Origin of the sequence: Arthrobacter sp. NPDC058097, assembly GCF_042884885.1 — a bacterium.
Classification (GTDB): domain Bacteria; phylum Actinomycetota; class Actinomycetes; order Actinomycetales; family Micrococcaceae; genus Arthrobacter.
Map to the genome: position 1 here is coordinate 307,881 of NZ_JBHVSZ010000004.1, position 17,303 is coordinate 325,183.

Below are 17,303 nucleotides of genomic sequence, written 5' to 3' on the forward strand. Positions count from 1 at the left end.
GCGCCCATACTAGGATCCGTCCCCGGCGACCGCGCGCCGGTAGGTGCTCGGAGTGAACCCCAGGTACTTCTGGAAGTCGTTCGTCAAATGCGCGTGGTCGGCATATCCGAGTTCTGCAGCTATCGCCGCCAGATCCGCCGACGGGTCCTGGCGGGTCCGCTCGGCAGCGTCCTGAAGCCGCCGACGGCGGATCAGCGCGGCAGGGCTGAGGCCGATGTACTTCTTGGCCACGCGCTGCAGGGTCCGCTTCGAAACCGCCAATAACGACGCCACATCCTCCACCCGGACCACCGATGCGTCCGATCCGATCACGTCCATCAGCCGGTTGGCCAGCAGCGCCTCCCCGGACACTTCCGGGTCTGTAAAACAAGCCAGCCACCCCGCAAAGGCATCCACTGCCCGCTCACGGCGGGTATCGCCGTCGTGCGTGTTCATGGCCTCCGCGACGGCACAGTGCAGCCTGTCAGCGGCCACGGCGACCTCGGTGTCCTGCAGGCCCGACGGGTCGTTGGTGAATAGCGGCACGGCCGCCGGCCGCAGCAGCGCACCGACCGCCCATCCCCGTCCGGCCAGGTCCTGGTGGGCGGCCCGGGTGGTGGGGCCGGAGAACACCACGCCATGGAGCTGCACCACGAGGTTGGAGCCGGGGTACGCGATGAGGTGCTGGCGGGAGGTGCGGCCTGGCTCGATGTCCCACTCGGGAATCCAGAACCACTGGACCAGGTCCGCCACGGGGGCCGGCGCCGGAAGGCGGTGGAAAGTGGGAAGCCGGGCAGGGTACAGGATCCCCTTGAACGAGCTCTCCATCGGTCCCCCAGACTGTCGCGAATCTCCAAGCGCCGCCGCCGGCGGGGCACGTAGCGTCATAGACATGACAGATACTACAAGCACCGGATCCACCACGGCCGCCCACGGAGAGCACACCACCCACGGAATTCCGAAGGGCCTGACAAGCCTCACCCCCTTCCTTGCCGTGACCGGCGCACGGGAAGCGATCGCTTTCTACAAGGACGTGTTCGGCGCCCGCGTGGTCTCCGCTACGGAGATGCGCGGAGTGGTGGTCCACGCGGAACTCGACTTCGGGAACGGCCACCTCCAGCTCGGCGAACCCAGCCCCGACTACCATCTGGTTCCGGCGCCGGAGGGCGAAAACGACTGCTACTCAATGGGCCTCTACTGCGCTGACGCGGACGCCCTGGTGCAGCGCGCGGAGCAGGCCGGCGCCACGCTCCGGGAACCATTGACGACGTTTGTCTCCGGCGACCGGTACGCCAGCATCCGTGACCCCTTCGGCGTCCGCTGGTCCATCATGACCCGGGTGGAGGACCTCTCCGAAGAGGAAAGCAACCGCCGCGTGGAGGAATGGGCGGCGCAGCAGGGCTGATCCCAGAGCTCCGGAATGCGGACACCCTAGCTGTGCTGCTGCCGGGCGTGTGGCTGGTGCTGCCCTGACGCGGGACCCCCTGCTCCATGGTTATTCCAAGGACGAGGGCTGACGATTGGAAGAGGCGGGCGATGGCGCCGGCCCCAATTGGCCCGAAGCAGGAACACGGCACCCCGCGAAGGGAGGCTCGCACCCCATGCGCCGCAATCGTGTTGCCGCCGGAACGTCCGCAGTCCTCCTGGGCGTCGCCGGCCTCTGGGCCGTCACCCTCGCTGCCGGCGGCGTGAAAACCGCTGGGCAGGAGCCGCAACCGACTGCGACCGTCGCGGCGCCATCCCTGCCGTCACCCGACGAGACCCCCGCACGGGCGGGTGGCGTGCGGATCGCGGCCGTTGGCGACATGAACGGCCCGAAGAACTCGGCAGCCGACAGCCCCTCCGGGCGCAACGGCGCGGCCATTTCCACGCTGGTGCGGACCAACCAGATTGACGCGTTCCTGGGGCTCGGGGACTTCCAGTACGACACCGCGTACTGCGCGGACTATGTGAAGTACTGGCATCCGCTGTGGGGCGGCACGAAGTCGAAGCTGTACTGGGTGTCCGCACCAAACCATGACTGGCAGCCAGGCCGGAACGAAGACCTCGACAACTTCATGAACGGCCAATGCCCGGATGCCCCCGGGAAGGCTGCGATCAACCAGCAGCGGGGGTTGATCGGGAACGGGACACCGTACTCGAAGGACTTCGGGAAGTGGCACATCGCGTTCCTGTCCTCCGCGCAGTGGCGGTACAACCCGGCACAGGCCCAGGCCATCACAGCCTGGCTGGACAAGGACCTCGCTGGCGCCAGGGCGGCGGGCAAACACCTGGCGGTGGTGCACCACGACCCGTACTTCACGTCGGACACCCATGGACACAGCCGGTCCACCGAGCTCAAACCGTGGATCGACGTGATGTGGAAGCACCGGGTGCGGTTCACCCTGTCCGGGTCACAGCACAACTACGAACGCTCATGTCCGGTGAATAACGCCGACCAGTGCGTCGGTGACGGGATCACAGCATTCCAGGTTTCCACGGGAGGCATGGGGCTCCGTTCCTTCACCAGCAGTCCGCCGTACATTGTGAAGCGGTTCAGCGACACGCACGGTTTCCTTCGGATGACACTCCGGGACGACGGCTCGTTCGGCTGGAGCTTCGTTCCAACGTCCGGGTCGAGCACGGATGCAGGGACGCGTCCCGCACCAAGGTAGGTGCCCCGCCACGCCGGCTCTTTCGGCCAGCCGGATTGGTCTTGGTCAAGCAGCGGTGACCCTAACGGTGCAGGTGGTGCGTGCCGAGTGCTCCCAAACACGCGCGGCGGGGTTCCGGCTCTCAAACGCGTGCGCCGAGGTACTCAGTCAGACAACGGCGACAGCCGAAACCGCCGTAGGAACTGCGACATTTGTCGCCCCCACACACACCACGGTTCCTATAGGCAAGGGCTCGACAGTTGACGTAGTAATGGATAGATTAATAACCCCAAGTGGGAATATGGGCGATACCCCATTTGCGTTGTACGCTTGTGGTAGCTACCACCTAGGAGCATCAAATGGAGAGCACAAAGTTCACGCCCGTGGGAGAAGTCAGCGCAGACGAACGCTCACGGATCTCAGTGGGGAAAGCTGGCGTGCGGCGCGATGACCGCTACGCGATCGCCGTTAACGACGAAGGCGCCATCCTGCTGACACCCCTGGTTTCTATACCCAAGCGCGAGCTTTTGGTTTGGGAGGATGTCCAGATACGGGAAGCACTCAGCCGCGGACTGCTCGAATCCGCAGGCGGGCAGGCCAAGTCGCTCGGTGACTTCACGCAGTTCCTCGACGGAGACGAGGACGAGGACTGATGCCGTTCAGGCTCGTCTTCACTCCTGAGGCCGTCAGCGCCTTGGAAGCGCTCGAAGGCGACGGTCATCAGGAGAAGAAGCTGAAGAAGGTTCGACGAGCCTTGGGGCGATTGCAGCAGGATCCAAAGCATCCGGGCTTGAGCTCGCACAAGTACATGTCCTTGTCAGGAGTGAACGGCGAGGCCGTGTGGGACTCGTACGTAGAGAACAACACTCCCTCGGCGTGGAGGATCTTCTGGCATTATGGACCCGACGACGGCGCTATCACTGTCCTCGCCATCACCAGTAAGGACTGAGGCCCCACCCGCGCAGTTTGGCATAGGCTAGGTTAGCCAATCTACGTAAGGGCGGGCGGATGGTTGACTCAGAATTACGCGAACAGCTACTGCTAAACGCACTAGGGCCTATGGCGACTCGTGCACCCGGCCGAACCTAACGCCCAGTTGCCCCTTCTACAGGGCGACCGAGGACGGTCCAACGTGTGGGGAGCAATGTCGGCAGATCGCCGAAGAATTGGGCTTCACACAGCGACCCGTAGTCACCGAGAACATAGGCGGCCTAAGGATGACGGGGCGGGTGCTTCCTCGGGAAGTAGTTGCTGGAGTCGAAGACTTCGATGCCAGAAGGCATTGCCTTTCGGACAGACATCAGCCGGCGCGCAACCAAACTGCAAGCAGCGCAATGTCCTTTCCTTACGTACAGTCCATCAGGACCGACTGACCTCGGCCTGCCTCGACGCACTGAATGAGTCCCGCTCGTTTATGCAGACGGCCGGGTTCGATGCCCACGAATTCGTGTCGGAGGCTCTCGGACATCTACGCCAAGGCGATGCTCGCAAGGCGGCAGACATATTCGCCGGGCTCAGCCAGTTGAGGCCAGGCGATGCCATGGTGTGGAACAACCTCGGTTTCTGCCAGTTGGCGTTTGACCCATCTGCCGCATTTGCGTCCTTATCTAAGGCTGCCATGTTCAGCATCGGCGATGATCTGATTCGTTTGGCGAATCAAGCACTCGCCCTGCACCTCTTGCAGCGAGATTCGCACGCCCTTGAGCTCGCCGAGGCGGCACTCAGCATGCAAACCGAATCGCCTGCCGCCACCATGTGGAGCCCTGACCATTCTGGGATGCCCCAGGAGCTGGTATTCGTTACGGACTTCCCCGCATATATCCGGGACCTCGAGGAACATATCGCTCAACATCCCTGTACGTAAAGATCGGACATGAGGCCAGCATAGGTCGCCCCGCCGCTCTTCCGAGCAATGTCGACAGTCCGAGGCTTCAGTCCTCCGCTCTGCGAGAAGTGTTCGATAAGGAAGGCATGCCGCGGGCGTGTGGCACCATATCCGTCGGCTGAGCAGCCGGGAGTACTCGGTGCTTGTTGTCCTGGACCTCGCCGACTGGGGTTGGGTCTGCTTCCAGCCCTCCCGGGCACGGGGCCCAGTCGAGGAGGAAGCCCGTTCCGGGCTGCTCGGGGCGCGTGACTGACGCTAGCGGCCGTCGGGGTGGGGCCGCCCTGCCGTGTGCCGTCCATGCCGGCCCTGAATTGCCGAGGCGGGGCCGGCCCAGGTGGCCCATTCCTTCACATTGACCGTGGGCTGCCCCAGGAAATGGCCCTGGCCGGCAGCCACTGCCAGCCGGGTCAGGACCGCACGTTCAGCGGAGGTTTCAATTCCGACGGCGGCCAGCGCCGTACCGGTCTGACGTCCGAATTCGACGAGGTCGGCCACCAGGTACTGACGGCTCGGATCGGCGTCGATCCCTGTGACCAGGCCGCGGCCCATTTTGATGACGTCCGGCCGGAGGGACCGGATGTGGCGCATGGAGGCAGCGTCCGTCCCGGCTTCGTCGACGGCCAGCCCCATGCCGGACCTGCGCAGCGGCGTCAGGACCTCCAGCAGCGGACCCAGCTGCTCCGGGTTGAGCGGTTCGGTGAGTTCCAGCATGATCCGGGAGGATTCCAGAGGCGCATGTTCCAGGAATCCCGGCAGCCGGGGATCCAGGCATACGGCCGGTGACAGGTTCAGTGCCACCACCAGCTGGGGCGGCAGCTCCTGCGCCGCGGCCACGGCCGCCTGCAGCGCCGAGAACTCCAGGTCCGCGCCCAGGCCGACGGCGGCGGCGTTCTTGAACCAGGAGCCCGCACCGTCGCCGTCCGGCTCCCACAGGAAACGCGTCAGGGCTTCGGCGCCGATGACCCCGCCGCGGCGCAGATCGTGGATCGGCTGGAACGCCGTGACAAGCATGCCGCCATGCAGGACCGCCTCGATGGCCGCCTGGCCGTGGCCGGGGACGCTGATCTGCCCCTCAGCCGGGTGCCGGTGCACTTCCTGCTTGCCGGGATTGGGCTGATCGCCGGCTTGCCTTGCCAGCGAACGGGTGAAGACCAAATGTTCGTGCAGCGCTGCTTCCGGATTTCCGGGGTGCGCCGCCACGTGCTCGCGGAGCCGCTCCCGGACCTCGGCCCCTTCCGGATCCGTGCCGGACAGGACCGCATCGATGATCTCGTAGGCCTGCTCTCGCATCAGCGGGATGTCGGAGAAGGGCCCGTCGTCCTCGGTCCGGCTGTCATCATCAGGGAACCGGGTGTTGTCCAATGGGCACTCCTCAGGTTCCGGGCAGCTGGCCGCTGGCTGGACTACCTGCCTCCGGATGCATCATAAGCGCACGTGAGCCGTCTTGACCCGCATGTGACAAGAATTTCACAAACCTGTTAACAGCGACACTGGCTAGACTGTGACGGTGCCGTCCACCCCTTCTCCCCCGCCCGACCCCGACTCCCGCAGAAGCAGGTTCGCCGAAAGGCTCCTGCCCGGCGGCACCGAACCCGATCCGCGGTTCACCCTGGCCAATGAGCGGACGTTCCTGGCCTGGATCCGCACCTCCCTGGCGCTCCTGGCCGGCGGCATCGCAGTGGAGGCGTTCACCACCGACGTCTTCCCCGAGCCCATCCGCCGCGGACTGTCCGTGCTCCTCCTGCTGCTGGGCATGCTGCTGAGCGCGGGCTCGGCCGTCCGCTGGCTGCGGGTTGAGGCCAGCCTCCGCTCCAACCGGCCACTGCCCCTGCCGCTGATCGGTCCGCTACTCGCCGCCGGCTGCGCCGTCGCGGCGGCGGTGGTGATCGCCGTCGTCGTTCTGGCCTGAACCATGCCCGAAAACCCGGCCACCGCTCCCCCGCCCGGCGACGGCCCCCGCCAGGCCAACGGGCCGCTCGACGGCGACCCCGGGCTGCAGCCCGAGCGCACCGCTTTGGCGTGGGGCCGGACGGTCCTGACGCTGATTGCCGCGAGCGCGGTGTGCCTGCGCTGGCTTCCGGACCAGGGGCCGTTCGTGCTGGCGATGTTCGGCCTCACCATCGCCGCCGGAGCCGGCATCTACGTCACGCAGCGGCGGCGCTACCGGCGCAGCGTTGAGGGGATCCGGGCAGGGCATCTGCCATCGGACATCGCTGCCGTCTTCTGGACCGCCGGAGCCTGCGTGGCCCTCGGTGCGCTGGGCGTCTGGCTGGTGCTGTCCTGACCGCTTCATGAAAACGCAATCGAATCCAGCAAATTTAATGCTGAAAAACGGCCCGCGGGCTTGTACCGTGTGGTGTGGGTGGTGAACTTCGAGCCGGTGCTGGGCCGGCCCAAGGACCCGCCAGACGTGGAGTTGGACCATGACCGGCTTGGGAGTGGCTGTCGTCATTGAGGACGACGCCGACATGCGCAATCTTCTGCGCGCAGTCCTGGAACGGACGGGATTTTCCGTTTTCACCGCGGACACCGGGCTCGAGGGGGTGGACCTCGTGCGGCACCGGCTTCCGCGCGTTGTGACTGTCGACGTCGGCCTTCCGGACATCGACGGCTTCGAGGTCCTGCGGCGCATCCGGCCCTTCAGCGCCGCCCGGACCGTGGTGCTCACGGGCCGGACCGACGAAGCGGACATCGACGAAGCGCTGCACTGCGGGGCAGACGAGTACGTCACGAAGCCGTTCCATCCCCGGGAGCTGCGGACCCGGATAGAGGCGATGCTTGCCGCCGGAACCGCGGGCCCGGTCCACCATGCGGTGTAGCTGACCGGCAGCAGCCTGCACGAGCCTCGGCGCCACGCGGTAGCCAGCTTGGGCCCGTCGCAGGACTGGCCAGCCAGCCAACGTGGGCTAGGCAACCAGGGCGACCGCCCGCCGTCGTGACGGCAGCGCCGCGACCAGCAGCGCGGCGATGGCGACGGCGGCACTCAGCACCAGCCCCGGCCGGTACTGCTCAAGCATGGCGGCGGCACTGGGGACGGCACCGCCGTCGGAATGACCGCTGACCATGGCGGTGGTGACGGCCAGGACCAAGGCGGCCCCCACCTGGGTGCTGGTCTGGATGAGCCCGGCGGCCAGGCCCTGCTCCGAATCCTTGATCCCGGCCGTGGCCTGGACGTTGATGGACGGGAAGGCCAGGGCGAAGCCGATGCCCAGCAGGATGATCGAGGGCAGGATGTCCAGCGCGTAGTTGGGCGTGGTGCCCACCCGGAGGAACAGGACATAGCCGAGACCCATGGAGACCAGGCCGGCCAGGATCAGCCGGGTGGCGCCGAACACGTTGATCAGGCGGTCGGCGAACGGCGCGCTGGTGGCGACGATCAGGCCGGTGGGCAGCAGGGCCAAGGCCATCGCCAGCGGGCTCCACCCCAGGGCGGACTGCAGGAACAGCGTCACGATGAACTGGAAGCTGAGGTAAGAGCCGAACAGGCCCACCGCGCTGAGGTTGGCCCGCGCCACCCAGCCCTCGCGCAGGATGCCGAAGCGGATGAGCGGGTGCCTGACCTTGTTCTCGATGACGGCGAAGGCTGCCAGCACCGCGGCAGAGACGATGAATCCGGCGATTGTTGCCACAGATCCCCAGCCCTGCTCCGGCGCGGACACCAGCGTGTACACGAGTCCCAGCATGCCCAGCGCCAGGGTGACGGCGCCCCAGATGTCGTGGCCGCTGTCCGTGGCATCGGGGGTGTCCCGAGGGATGAAGCGGGCGCCCAGGATGACCACCAGCACGGCGATCGGCACGGACACCAGGAACGTCCAGCGCCAGCTGAGGCTGGTCATGAGGCCGCCGACGACGAGCCCCAGCGAGAAGCCGCTGGCACCGAACGTGGTGAAGATGGAGAGGGCCTTGTTGCGCTCGCGGCCCTCGGCGAAGTTGGTGGTGATGATGGAGAAGCCCGTGGGCGCGGTGAAGGCAGCGGCCAGGCCCTTCACGAACCGGGTGGCGATGAGGATGGCGGGGTCATCCACGAGTCCGCCCACCAGGGACGCGGCCGCGAAGACCGAGAGGGCGATGAGGAAGATGCGGCGGCGGCCCAGGAGGTCGGCGAGGCGGCCGCCCAGCAGCAGCAGGCTGCCGTAGCCGAGGACGTAAGCGGAGACAATCCACTGCAGGGCGTCCGTGCCGAGGTTCAGTTCGTGCCCGATGGACGGCAGGGCCACGCCCACCATGGACACATCCAGCCCGTCGAGGGCCAGGACGGTGCAGACAACCATGAGCAGGAGCCACTGGGCACGGGTCCAGCGGACGGCCGTGGCGATGGGGCCGGCAGATCGTTCGAGGGCGGTGGGTGATGTCATGCCTGAAAATCTATATGACGCGTCATTCAATGACAAGGAATATGACGCGGAATATTATGACGTGGACTTCAGTTCGTGTCTCGGGTAAAATCGGGGGCATGGCTTCGACGACGGACCGCCTGCTGGTTGAGCAATGGCGCAGCATCCAGGACGCATACTTCCGGACTTCGTGCGCCCTCGACCGGGCGCTGGAAGCCAAGTTCGACATCGGCCTGAACGAGTTCGAGATTTTGGACCTGGTGGCGGAGAACACCAAGTCATCGTGCCGGATGAAGGAACTCGGCGAACGCACCCCCATGAGCCAGAGCGCCGTCTCCAAGGTGGTGGACCGGCTGGAGAAGGCCGGGCTGCTGAGCCGTGAGTCCTGCGCCGAGGACCGCCGCTCGCTGTACCTCAAGCTCACCGCGGCGGGCCGCAAGCTCCACCAGGCTGCCGCCGTCGAACACCGCGCGCTGCTGAAGGAAAACCTGGCCTAGCCGCTCCTGACTGCTCCTTGACGGGGCCACCTCCTGCGCGTACAACCAGCCGTATCGGTTCAGATGCGGGCCGTTGCACAACGAGGTGTGAGGAGCAGGAGATGGCAGTCGCGGTCATTATGGAATTCAAGGGCGCCACGCTGGCGCAATACGACCAGGTCATCGAAAAAATGAACCTGACCAAGGGCGGCCCCGGTCCGGCCGGCGCCCTTGGGCACTGGGTGGCGGCAACGGATGACGGGCTGCTCGTCACGGACCTGTGGCAATCCCGCGAGCAGTACGAGGCCTTCGCGCGGGACCAGATCGGTCCCTACAGCGCAGAGGCCGGGATACCGGAGCAGCCGAAAGTGACTTACCTCGACGTACACAACTACTTCACACCAGGTGCTGACGCCTGACCGACGAGCGCCCTCGCGGCGGCGGTGGCGGCCGCCACCGCCGCCGCTGTCGTCAATCCCCGGGCGGTACCGGGCTCGTGGCGTGGCCGAGGATGTGCGCCACCGGAGGGGTCAATGACTGGACCGCGAAGCCGAACCGCTGGTTGTCCCGGACGGTGAACCCTGCCTTCGTGATGGCGCCGAGGGTGTCCCGGTTGGGGTGGCATCCGCCGGCCACGCGCTGCCATGCCGGTGTGAGCAGGTCTTCGACGGCGGCCAGGACGGGGCGCTCGGAACGGACGTGCTCATAATAGGCAAGGGTCCCGCCGGGGCGCAGGACACGCCGGATTTCCGCGAGCGCGGCAGCCTGGTCCGCCACGCTGCACAGCACGAGGCTGGCGACGACGGCGTCCGCACTGCCGTCGTCAGCCGGGATGCGCTCGGCTGCGGCAGCCTTCACCGTCACCGGCACGGCGGAGGTGGCGGCGCGGTTCAGGGCGAGGCTTCTGAGATAGTCATCGGGCTCCAGGGCCAGAACGTGGGTGACCGCCGGCGGGTAGAGCGCGAAGGCCGATCCGTCCCCCGCGCCGATCTCGATGCCCCTCCCGGACAGGCCCGCCAGCATGCGGCGGCGGTGTTCGGTGGCGCCGCGGCTGTTCATCCGCCCCACGGCGCGTGCGTAGGCACGGGCGAACCGCGGATGCTGGAGGTGCTTCAGGGCACTGCCGCTCTGGTCCGCGTCGTTGTCCATGCCGTTCACTCCTTAGGGTGTTGCCTCTGCGGCTCTCGCCTTTTCCTCGTCGTACGACCTGAGGCCGTGCTTCACCCCCAGGCGGATAATCCAGTACAGCGCCGTCGCGATAAGTATCGTCGGTACCGCGAACCCGAGCACGGCTGCGACTATTCCAAGCATGTTTCCCCCTGTGCATTTGGTGCTTGGCGACGATCCACACCGGGGGGGCGCGGCGATCGATGCTGTCTGCCTTGCACTCAAAAGCCGGCGACGCACCGCCATCGAACAGCCAGGGGTTGGACTCGTGGCCGTTCTTGGTGGGCCGGGGCGGGGTCAGCAGCAGTCCTGATCGTCGTCGCAGCAGGTGTCATCGCAGCAGCCGGTGTTCATGAGTATCACCCCCTCCCCTAACGGGTTTGCCTATGCAGAGGCCGGAGTCAGGGAGGCGATCAGCGCCTCCACACGGGTCTTGATCTCGTCCCGGATAGGCCGCACCGAGTCCACTCCCTTGCCCGCCGGATCTTCCAGGACCCAGTCCTCGTAGCGCTTGCCCGGGAAGTACGGGCATTCGTCGCCGCAGCCCATGGTGATGACGACGTCGGACTCCTTCACCGCCTCGGTGGTGAGGATCTTCGGAATCTCGGCGGACATGTCGATGCCGACGTCGGCCATGGCCTGGACGGCGGCCGGGTTCACCTTGTCCGCCGGCTGGGACCCGGCCGAACGCACCTCGATTGCGCCCTGGGACAGGGTGGTGAGGAACGCGGCAGCCATCTGGGAACGGCCGGCATTGTGGACACAGACGAACAGGACGGAGGGCTTCGCGGTCATGAGAGCACCTTTCGGGTGGCCGCTTCCGCGGCGGACGTGGCAGTGGCTGGGACTAGCGTCGGATAGAGGAAGCGGACCAGGACGAACCCCGCGGCGCCGCCGAGGATCTGGGCCAGGATGAAGCCGGGAGCGGAGGCCGGCGCGATCCCGGCGAACGTATCGGTGATGGTCCGGGCGACCGTCACGGCGGGGTTGGCGAAGCTGGTGGAGCTCGTGAACCAGTAAGCCGCGGTGATGTAGCCGCCGACGGCGAACGCCACCCGCTCTGCCCTGCCGGAACGGACCGCGCCGAACACAATAAGCAGCAGCCCGACGGTGGCGATGACCTCGCCCAGCCAGAGACCGGCGCCGGTGCGTTCGTGGCTGGAAAGTGTTACGGCGTCGAGACCGAACATCAGGTTCGCCAGCACCGTCCCGGCCACGCCGCCGAGGAACTGCGCGCCGATCAGCGCCAGGGCAGCCCCCGTGTCGATCATGCCCAGGGCCCGCTCCACCAGAGTCACCACCGGATTGAACGATGCCGAAACCGGCTGCAGCGCCACGATCAGCGCCACCAGGGCGGCGCCGGTGGCGACGCTGTTCTGCAGGAGCTGCAGGCCGACGTCGTCCGGGGAAAGCCGGGACGCCATCACGCCGGAGCCAACGACGGCCATGACCAGGAACGCTGTCCCGGCGAACTCCGCGCCGGCCTTGCGCATTAGAACGGTCACTTCGCCTGTCCCCCGATCAGCGCAGCCAGGTTTTCCAGTGCCTCGGTGCGCGCCCGGTAGTACACCCAGACACCGCGCTTCTCGCGGTCCAGCAGGCCGACGTCGTGCAGCAGCTTCAGGTGGTGGCTGATGGTGGGCTGCGAGAGCTCGAATGCGTCGTTCAGGTCGCAGACGCAGGCTTCGCCGCCCTCATGGGAAGCGACAAGGGACATCAGCCGCAGCCGCACCGGATCGGCCAGCGCCTTCAACAGCGGGGCGATGCCCTCCGCCTCGGACGCAGAGAGCGGCTCCCGGGCAAGCGGGGAGCAGCACGCCGCCGTTTGAACGGGGGTCAGTTCAAGAGACATAGACACATATAAATATTCGCACTCATCTATATCCGGGTCAATGCGCCGCGGCTACCAGGCCCCCTTCAAAGCGATTGCCCCCTTGACCACGATACCCCTGGGGGGTATATTTTCAGCGTTGTCAGTGAATGGCTTGTCCAGGCCCGTAACCACGGCGCCGTTACTGCCGCTCAACCCCAGCGACCTATACCTACTCCCGCTTAGGAACGCCTGACATGCACACCTCACATCAAGCCCCGCGTACGGCCACCGCCGGACACGCGGAACACAACGCGCCGGCAGATCCGGCACCCGACCCAGCTGCCGGCGTCGGACATGGTCCGCACCCCGGACACAACGCCCACGACGACCACGTGGTGCACACCCACGGCCAGCACACCGGGCACAGTACCGCGATGTTCAAGAACCGGTTCTGGCTGGCTCTGGCCCTGTCCGTTCCGGTGGTGTATTTCAGCCCGATGTTCGGGGACCTGCTCGGCTACATGCCACCCGAGTTCCCGGGATCCGCGTGGATCCCGCCCGTCCTGGGCACCGCGGTCTTCCTCTACGGCGGCCAACCGTTCCTCAGGGGCGGCCTGAATGAACTGAAGGCACGCCGTCCGGGCATGATGCTGCTGATCGGCATGGCGATCACGGTCGCGTTCGTCGCCTCGTGGGTGACCAGCCTGGGCCTTGGCGGCTTCGACCTGGACTTCTGGTGGGAGCTGGCGCTGCTCGTGGCCATCATGCTCCTGGGCCACTGGATCGAGATGCGCGCCCTCGGATCGGCACAGGGCGCCCTGGACGCACTGGCAGCCCTGCTGCCCGACGAAGCCGAGCTCATCACGGATGCCGGCACGGAGACCGTCAGCGTCTCCGAGCTCCGGGCCGGGGACCTGGTGCTGGTCCGGTCCGGCGCGCGGATGCCCGCGGACGGCACCGTGGCCGAGGGGCAGGCCGAATTCGACGAATCCATGATCAGCGGCGAATCCAAGACGGTTCCCCGTTCTAAAGGGGACGCAGTGATCGCCGGGACGGTGGCCACCGACAATACGGTCAGGGTCCGCATCACCGCCGTCGGGGACGACACCGCACTCGCGGGCATCCAGCGCCTCGTCGCCGAGGCCCAGGCCTCCTCGTCAAGGGCGCAGGCCCTCGCCGACCGGGCCGCGGCGTTCCTGTTCTACTTCGCCGCGGGCGCCGGCGTCATCACCTTCATCGTCTGGACCCTGCTGGGCAGCGTCCCGGAAGCGGTGACCCGCACCGTCACTGTCCTGGTGATCGCCTGCCCGCACGCGCTGGGCCTGGCTATCCCGCTGGTGATCGCCATCTCCACCGAGCAGGCGGCCCGCGCCGGGGTACTGATCAAAAACCGGATGGCGCTGGAGCGCATGCGCACGGTCGGCGTCGTCCTGTTCGACAAAACCGGCACGCTCACCAAAGGTGAGCCGGAGGTACGCGAACTAGCAGCCGCCGACGGCGTTGGCCGGGACGAGCTGCTGGCCCTGGCCGCCGCCGTGGAAGCGGACAGCGAACACCCTGTGGCGCGTGCGATCGTCGGGGCGGCCAGGGAGCAGGGCCTTTCCGTTCCCCAGGCAACCGGGTTCAGCTCCATGACAGGCCGGGGCGTCCGCGCCGTCGTGGACGGCCGGACGGTGCAGGTGGGCGGGCCTTCCCTCTTGCGGGAACTCGCCGTCACCGAACCCCGTGAGCTGGCCGCGGCCACCGGCCCCTGGATGGACCGCGGCGCCGCCGTGCTCCACGTCCTGGCCGACGGCCGGGTGCTGGGGGCGGTCAGCCTCGAAGACGCCGTCCGAACCGAGTCCCGGCAGGCCGTCGCGGCCCTGCAGGACCGCGGCATCAAGGTGGCCATGATCACCGGCGATGCCCGGCAGGTCGCCCAGGCCGTTGCGGCCGAGCTGAACATCGATGAGGTCTTCGCCGAGGTTTTGCCCGCGGACAAGGACAAGAAGGTCAGCGAACTGCAGAGCCGGAGCTTCAAGGTGGCGATGGTCGGGGACGGAGTCAACGATTCCCCCGCCCTGGCGCGGGCCGAAGTCGGCATCGCGATCGGCGCCGGAACCGACGTCGCGGTGGAATCAGCAGACGTGGTGCTGGCCGGGAACGATCCGCGGGCCGTGCTGTCCATGGTGGATCTGTCCCGTGCGAGCTACCGCAAGATGTGGCAGAACCTGGTCTGGGCCACTGGCTACAACGTCATCTCCGTCCCGCTGGCGGCAGGGGTGCTGGCGTTCGCCGGGGTCACGCTCTCCCCCGCGGCCGGTGCCGTGCTTATGTCGGTGTCCACGATCGTCGTCGCCCTTAACGCCCAGCTGCTGCGCCGGGTCAAACTGAACCCGGCACAGATCCGCTGAACACAGCAGACCACGTAACCATCACACCTGGACCCTGCGGCCCGGTAGCCTTAAACCACACTGGTCCGGCACGGAAGGAGGAATCGTCATGACTGCAGCCCGCAGCGTTGCCCCGACCTTCCTGCGCCGTGCCGGAATGTTTTCCCTGGTGCTGGCTCTGATTGCCGGGATCTTCGGCATGCATGTCCTGAACGGCCACCACCTCATGCACGGCCCGGCCGTCGCGGCGGCGGCCGCGGAATCCGGTGGGCACTCGCACCGGCCAGGCGAGGCCGCCCACGGCATGAGCCCCGATGCTGTGCACGCGGTTGCGGGCCAGGAGGTTTCGGCTGCGGCCGGGTGCCCGGACGGGGACTGCAGCAGCAGGCAGGCGATGACCGTAGCCTGCACCCCCTCGGTCAAGACGAGCACATTGGCTGTGCCGGCGCCGGGTACAGCTGCGTTGGGTACGGCGGCAGTCCGTGCAGGCCCGGCGGGACCGGTGAGCGGGCGCAGCGCCTACAGGCCAGACACACCCTCACCAGGTGAACTGTCCATCAGCCGGACGTAAAACAGGACCCTGCCGGAACCATCCGGCCCAAGCACCAGAGACGCGGCCTTTGTCCGCGTGTTCGCGCGCCTGACTGAAGCGCGCAATCCCCAATTTCCGGCGCCCGGCGCCGGCTGAATGCTTGAAGGACCTGATTGACATGACCAAGAAGTTTCTGACCCTTTCCACCGCCGCCCTTGCTGCAGCGATCACCTTGGCCGGGTGCGGCGGCGGATCCGGCAGCGGAACCACCACAACCGGCATGGACCACGGCTCCGCGTCGGCCACCGCCTCGGCCTCTGCGAGATCCGGCAGTGCCAGCGCATCCGCTGCGGCCCACAACTCCGCCGACACGATGTTCGCCCAGATGATGATCCCGCACCACGCGCAGGCCGTGGAGATGAGCGACGTGATCCTCAAGAAGCAGAACGTGCCAGCCAAGGTCACTGCCCTCGCAGAAAAGATCAAGGCCGCCCAGGCCCCCGAAATCGAAACCATGACGGGCTGGCTGAAGAGCTGGAACGAACCCACGGAAGCGCCCGGCGGGCATGACATGTCCAGCCACGGTGCCATGGGCGGCATGATGAGCGCCGACGACATGAAGAAACTCGACGCCGCCCAGGGCACCCAGGCCGCGAAGCTGTTCCTGACCCAGATGATCGCGCACCACCAGGGGGCCATCATGATGGCGAATGTCGAGAAGGACGGCGGACAGAACCCCGACGCTGTTGCCCTCGCCGGGAACATCAGCACCGCGCAGCAGAAGGAAATCCAGGAGATGAAGGACCTGCTGGCCGCTCTGTAGCCAGCGTCCGGGCCGGCACGACCGGCACCGGCGGCCACCACTGCCGGTGCCGGTTCGCTGGGATGTTAGGGGTGGGCAGACAGCGGAACCGGGCAGGTCTAGGGTGGCGTCATGAAAGGCAGGCACGGACACCGACAGGAGCACACCATGACGCACCACATCACTGCCATGCTCAACGCCCACCCCGGCGGCATCGGCACGGAGGACAAGGAGAAGCTGGCCGCCTGCATCGCCGCCTGCTTCCAGTGTGCCCAGACCTGTACGGCCTGTGCCGATTCCTGCCTGGCCGAAGAAAAGGTCTATGATCTCGCCAGGTGCATCCGGACGGATCTGGACTGCGCCGACATCTGCGCCGTGACCGGCGCCGTCCTGACCCGCCAGACCGGTGACAGCTCCGCGATCGTCCGGTCGATGCTCGAGGCCTGCCGGACCGCCTGCGCCGCGTGCGCCGACGAATGCGATAAACACGCACACATGCATGAACACTGCAGGATCTGTGCCGAGGCCTGCCGCCGCTGCGAAGACGACTGCACCACGCTCCTGGAGTCGCTCACCTAGGGGGCCGGCGCCCCGGCCTGCGCCCCGGCAGGCATCCGACCGGCCGTTCGACCCATCCCGGCCACCCGCCGTCGAACGCCGGGCAAAGCAAAGGCGGTGGCATGCGCGCCGCATGTTACCGCCCTTGTTTGAATTGCGTTCCCTACGAGAGGGCAGTGCGCACCGGTGCGGGTGCGGCCTGCAGGATCCCTTCCCAGGTGCGGCCGAAGCCCCAGACCCGGCCGGCGCCCGTTGCCGCCAGGGCCACCATGGCAGCGGCGTAGATGATGTGCTCGTCCAACACGGGATTGGTCTTGAGGGGCAGGGAGCTGAGCCACATCAGCAGCATCAGCGCGGTCCCGCCGACGGCCGCGGCGCGAAGGGCAACTCCCAAGACCAGCGCCCCTCCGACCAGCAGCAGGCCGAGCATGAAGGCGGCATCAACGGCCGGGTTGCCGGCAAGCGGCTGGAAGGCACCCGCCAGCGAGCCCTTGAGGCTGCCCAGGTAACCCGCGGTGGGCGACCCGCCGGCCATCCAGCTCTTGGCTGCGGGGGTGGCGAAGCCAAGGCCGAACGCCTTGTCCGTGAAGGCCCAGAGCAGAACCGAGCCAAGGAGGATGCGCAGGACGGCCAGGGCACGTGCCGCCGCTGTGGGGGCCGCGCTGGTGTGGGTGGGAGTGGTCTGTTCGAGAACGGAGGAGGGCATAGCTTCCTTGCGGTTGGGGGCGGGTGACCAATGGTTGTATTAGGCA

Annotated in this window: 24 protein-coding genes; 15 read left to right on the forward strand and 9 right to left on the reverse strand. The window is 67.0% G+C overall.

The features are described 5' to 3' along the window. Positions 1-9 precede the first annotated feature (9 nt). Positions 10-807 carry a helix-turn-helix domain-containing protein gene (locus ACFVTE_RS09645; RefSeq protein ID WP_387099541.1) on the reverse strand — a complete coding sequence of 266 codons (798 nt, stop codon included), beginning with the start codon at positions 805-807 and terminating at the stop codon, positions 10-12. 64 nt (positions 808-871) lie between these two features. Here ACFVTE_RS09645 and ACFVTE_RS09650 point away from each other — a divergent pair, with 64 nt between their 5' ends. From ACFVTE_RS09650 to ACFVTE_RS09675, 6 genes are all read left to right on the forward strand, one after another. Continuing rightward, positions 872-1,384 carry a VOC family protein gene (locus ACFVTE_RS09650; protein ID WP_387099544.1) on the forward strand — a complete coding sequence of 171 codons (513 nt, stop codon included), beginning with the start codon at positions 872-874 and terminating at the stop codon, positions 1,382-1,384. A gap of 196 nt (positions 1,385-1,580) precedes the next feature. Further along, entirely contained in the window at positions 1,581-2,633 is a 1,053-nt protein-coding gene (locus ACFVTE_RS09655; RefSeq protein ID WP_387099547.1) for a hypothetical protein, read from the forward strand. A 338-nt stretch (positions 2,634-2,971) separates the two neighbouring features. Then, a complete protein-coding gene (locus ACFVTE_RS09660) occupies positions 2,972-3,265 on the forward strand; it encodes a hypothetical protein (RefSeq protein WP_387099550.1) in 294 nt (97 codons plus the stop codon). Continuing rightward, positions 3,265-3,561 carry a hypothetical protein gene (locus ACFVTE_RS09665; RefSeq protein WP_387099553.1) on the forward strand — a complete coding sequence of 99 codons (297 nt, stop codon included), beginning with the start codon at positions 3,265-3,267 and terminating at the stop codon, positions 3,559-3,561. The genes ACFVTE_RS09660 and ACFVTE_RS09665 overlap by 1 nt, the downstream gene beginning before the upstream one ends. 333 nt (positions 3,562-3,894) lie before the next feature. Further along, positions 3,895-4,476, forward strand: coding sequence for a hypothetical protein (locus tag ACFVTE_RS09670; RefSeq protein ID WP_387099555.1), 582 nt, complete (start codon positions 3,895-3,897; stop codon positions 4,474-4,476). A gap of 118 nt (positions 4,477-4,594) precedes the next feature. Then, on the forward strand, positions 4,595-4,750 hold the full coding sequence (locus ACFVTE_RS09675; RefSeq protein WP_387099557.1) for a hypothetical protein: 156 nt from the start codon (positions 4,595-4,597) through the stop codon (positions 4,748-4,750). A gap of 2 nt (positions 4,751-4,752) precedes the next feature. Here ACFVTE_RS09675 and ACFVTE_RS09680 read toward each other — a convergent pair whose 3' ends face one another. Beyond that, complete coding sequence (locus ACFVTE_RS09680) at positions 4,753-5,859, reverse strand: EAL domain-containing protein (protein WP_387099559.1); 1,107 nt, start codon at positions 5,857-5,859, stop codon at positions 4,753-4,755. A 145-nt stretch (positions 5,860-6,004) separates the two neighbouring features. On the opposite strand from ACFVTE_RS09680, the gene ACFVTE_RS09685 reads away from it, so the two are divergent. From ACFVTE_RS09685 to ACFVTE_RS09695, 3 genes are all read left to right on the forward strand, one after another. Further along, positions 6,005-6,406: a YidH family protein gene (locus ACFVTE_RS09685; protein WP_387099561.1), complete on the forward strand. Its 402-nt coding sequence runs from the start codon at positions 6,005-6,007 to the stop codon at positions 6,404-6,406. A gap of 3 nt (positions 6,407-6,409) precedes the next feature. Continuing rightward, positions 6,410-6,781 (forward strand): DUF202 domain-containing protein, encoded by a 372-nt coding sequence (locus ACFVTE_RS09690; RefSeq protein ID WP_387099564.1) that lies wholly within the window; start codon positions 6,410-6,412, stop codon positions 6,779-6,781. Between the two features lie 139 nt (positions 6,782-6,920). Then, positions 6,921-7,316, forward strand: a complete 396-nt coding sequence (locus ACFVTE_RS09695) for a response regulator transcription factor (protein ID WP_387099566.1) — start codon at positions 6,921-6,923, stop codon at positions 7,314-7,316. An 87-nt stretch (positions 7,317-7,403) separates the two neighbouring features. On the opposite strand, the gene ACFVTE_RS09700 is transcribed toward ACFVTE_RS09695, so the two are convergent. Beyond that, the gene (locus ACFVTE_RS09700; RefSeq protein ID WP_387099568.1) at positions 7,404-8,852 is read right to left on the reverse strand and encodes an MFS transporter; all 1,449 of its coding nucleotides are present in this window, start codon (positions 8,850-8,852) and stop codon (positions 7,404-7,406) included. Positions 8,853-8,950: 98 nt separating this feature from the next. Between ACFVTE_RS09700 and ACFVTE_RS09705 the strand changes: the two genes are divergently transcribed. Both ACFVTE_RS09705 and ACFVTE_RS09710 read left to right on the forward strand, forming a co-directional pair. Then, positions 8,951-9,328, forward strand: a complete 378-nt coding sequence (locus ACFVTE_RS09705) for a MarR family winged helix-turn-helix transcriptional regulator (protein ID WP_387099570.1) — start codon at positions 8,951-8,953, stop codon at positions 9,326-9,328. Between the two features lie 101 nt (positions 9,329-9,429). After that, positions 9,430-9,726 (forward strand): hypothetical protein, encoded by a 297-nt coding sequence (locus ACFVTE_RS09710; protein ID WP_387099572.1) that lies wholly within the window; start codon positions 9,430-9,432, stop codon positions 9,724-9,726. A 52-nt stretch (positions 9,727-9,778) separates the two neighbouring features. On the opposite strand, the gene ACFVTE_RS09715 is transcribed toward ACFVTE_RS09710, so the two are convergent. From ACFVTE_RS09715 to ACFVTE_RS09735, 5 genes are all read right to left on the reverse strand, one after another. Further along, positions 9,779-10,456 (reverse strand): class I SAM-dependent methyltransferase, encoded by a 678-nt coding sequence (locus ACFVTE_RS09715; RefSeq protein ID WP_387099575.1) that lies wholly within the window; start codon positions 10,454-10,456, stop codon positions 9,779-9,781. Positions 10,457-10,468: 12 nt separating this feature from the next. Then, the gene (locus ACFVTE_RS09720; protein ID WP_387099577.1) at positions 10,469-10,618 is read right to left on the reverse strand and encodes a hypothetical protein; all 150 of its coding nucleotides are present in this window, start codon (positions 10,616-10,618) and stop codon (positions 10,469-10,471) included. A gap of 240 nt (positions 10,619-10,858) precedes the next feature. Then, positions 10,859-11,269 carry an arsenate reductase ArsC gene (locus ACFVTE_RS09725; protein WP_387099579.1) on the reverse strand — a complete coding sequence of 137 codons (411 nt, stop codon included), beginning with the start codon at positions 11,267-11,269 and terminating at the stop codon, positions 10,859-10,861. After that, complete coding sequence (locus ACFVTE_RS09730; RefSeq protein ID WP_387099581.1) at positions 11,266-11,979, reverse strand: aquaporin; 714 nt, start codon at positions 11,977-11,979, stop codon at positions 11,266-11,268. The genes ACFVTE_RS09725 and ACFVTE_RS09730 overlap by 4 nt, the downstream gene beginning before the upstream one ends. Continuing rightward, positions 11,976-12,326: a metalloregulator ArsR/SmtB family transcription factor gene (locus tag ACFVTE_RS09735; RefSeq protein ID WP_387099584.1), complete on the reverse strand. Its 351-nt coding sequence runs from the start codon at positions 12,324-12,326 to the stop codon at positions 11,976-11,978. The genes ACFVTE_RS09730 and ACFVTE_RS09735 overlap by 4 nt, the downstream gene beginning before the upstream one ends. Positions 12,327-12,541: 215 nt before the next feature. On the opposite strand from ACFVTE_RS09735, the gene ACFVTE_RS09740 reads away from it, so the two are divergent. From ACFVTE_RS09740 to ACFVTE_RS09755, 4 genes are all read left to right on the forward strand, one after another. Further along, positions 12,542-14,680, forward strand: coding sequence for a copper-translocating P-type ATPase (locus ACFVTE_RS09740; protein ID WP_387099586.1), 2,139 nt, complete (start codon positions 12,542-12,544; stop codon positions 14,678-14,680). Positions 14,681-14,768: 88 nt separating this feature from the next. Further along, on the forward strand, positions 14,769-15,230 hold the full coding sequence (locus ACFVTE_RS09745; RefSeq protein ID WP_387099589.1) for a DUF6153 family protein: 462 nt from the start codon (positions 14,769-14,771) through the stop codon (positions 15,228-15,230). A gap of 139 nt (positions 15,231-15,369) precedes the next feature. Continuing rightward, positions 15,370-16,014, forward strand: a complete 645-nt coding sequence (locus tag ACFVTE_RS09750) for a DUF305 domain-containing protein (protein WP_387099592.1) — start codon at positions 15,370-15,372, stop codon at positions 16,012-16,014. Positions 16,015-16,161: 147 nt separating this feature from the next. After that, a complete protein-coding gene (locus ACFVTE_RS09755) occupies positions 16,162-16,572 on the forward strand; it encodes a four-helix bundle copper-binding protein (protein WP_387099595.1) in 411 nt (136 codons plus the stop codon). A 142-nt stretch (positions 16,573-16,714) separates the two neighbouring features. Here the strand turns inward: ACFVTE_RS09755 and ACFVTE_RS09760 are convergent, their stop codons facing one another. After that, entirely contained in the window at positions 16,715-17,257 is a 543-nt protein-coding gene (locus ACFVTE_RS09760; RefSeq protein WP_387099598.1) for a hypothetical protein, read from the reverse strand. Between the last annotated feature and the right edge of the window lie 46 nt (positions 17,258-17,303).

Excerpts from the sequence above, each read along its gene's own strand:
- ACFVTE_RS09690 (WP_387099564.1), top strand. The coding sequence starts at position 6,410 with ATGCCCGAAAACCCGGCCACCGCTCCCCCGCCCGGCGACGGCCCCCGC.
- ACFVTE_RS09750 (WP_387099592.1), top strand. The coding sequence starts at position 15,370 with ATGACCAAGAAGTTTCTGACCCTTTCCACCGCCGCCCTTGCTGCAGCG.
- ACFVTE_RS09645 (WP_387099541.1), bottom strand. The coding sequence starts at position 807 with ATGGAGAGCTCGTTCAAGGGGATCCTGTACCCTGCCCGGCTTCCCACT.
- ACFVTE_RS09655 (WP_387099547.1), top strand. The coding sequence starts at position 1,581 with ATGCGCCGCAATCGTGTTGCCGCCGGAACGTCCGCAGTCCTCCTGGGC.
- ACFVTE_RS09760 (WP_387099598.1), bottom strand. The coding sequence starts at position 17,257 with ATGCCCTCCTCCGTTCTCGAACAGACCACTCCCACCCACACCAGCGCG.
- ACFVTE_RS09710 (WP_387099572.1), top strand. The coding sequence starts at position 9,430 with ATGGCAGTCGCGGTCATTATGGAATTCAAGGGCGCCACGCTGGCGCAA.
- ACFVTE_RS09755 (WP_387099595.1), top strand. The coding sequence starts at position 16,162 with ATGACGCACCACATCACTGCCATGCTCAACGCCCACCCCGGCGGCATC.
- ACFVTE_RS09700 (WP_387099568.1), bottom strand. The coding sequence starts at position 8,852 with ATGACATCACCCACCGCCCTCGAACGATCTGCCGGCCCCATCGCCACG.
- ACFVTE_RS09720 (WP_387099577.1), bottom strand. The coding sequence starts at position 10,618 with ATGCTTGGAATAGTCGCAGCCGTGCTCGGGTTCGCGGTACCGACGATA.
- ACFVTE_RS09715 (WP_387099575.1), bottom strand. The coding sequence starts at position 10,456 with ATGGACAACGACGCGGACCAGAGCGGCAGTGCCCTGAAGCACCTCCAG.
- ACFVTE_RS09745 (WP_387099589.1), top strand. The coding sequence starts at position 14,769 with ATGACTGCAGCCCGCAGCGTTGCCCCGACCTTCCTGCGCCGTGCCGGA.
- ACFVTE_RS09705 (WP_387099570.1), top strand. The coding sequence starts at position 8,951 with ATGGCTTCGACGACGGACCGCCTGCTGGTTGAGCAATGGCGCAGCATC.
- ACFVTE_RS09735 (WP_387099584.1), bottom strand. The coding sequence starts at position 12,326 with ATGTCTCTTGAACTGACCCCCGTTCAAACGGCGGCGTGCTGCTCCCCG.
- ACFVTE_RS09665 (WP_387099553.1), top strand. The coding sequence starts at position 3,265 with ATGCCGTTCAGGCTCGTCTTCACTCCTGAGGCCGTCAGCGCCTTGGAA.
- ACFVTE_RS09650 (WP_387099544.1), top strand. The coding sequence starts at position 872 with ATGACAGATACTACAAGCACCGGATCCACCACGGCCGCCCACGGAGAG.
- ACFVTE_RS09660 (WP_387099550.1), top strand. The coding sequence starts at position 2,972 with ATGGAGAGCACAAAGTTCACGCCCGTGGGAGAAGTCAGCGCAGACGAA.
- ACFVTE_RS09695 (WP_387099566.1), top strand. The coding sequence starts at position 6,921 with ATGACCGGCTTGGGAGTGGCTGTCGTCATTGAGGACGACGCCGACATG.
- ACFVTE_RS09725 (WP_387099579.1), bottom strand. The coding sequence starts at position 11,269 with ATGACCGCGAAGCCCTCCGTCCTGTTCGTCTGTGTCCACAATGCCGGC.
- ACFVTE_RS09740 (WP_387099586.1), top strand. The coding sequence starts at position 12,542 with ATGCACACCTCACATCAAGCCCCGCGTACGGCCACCGCCGGACACGCG.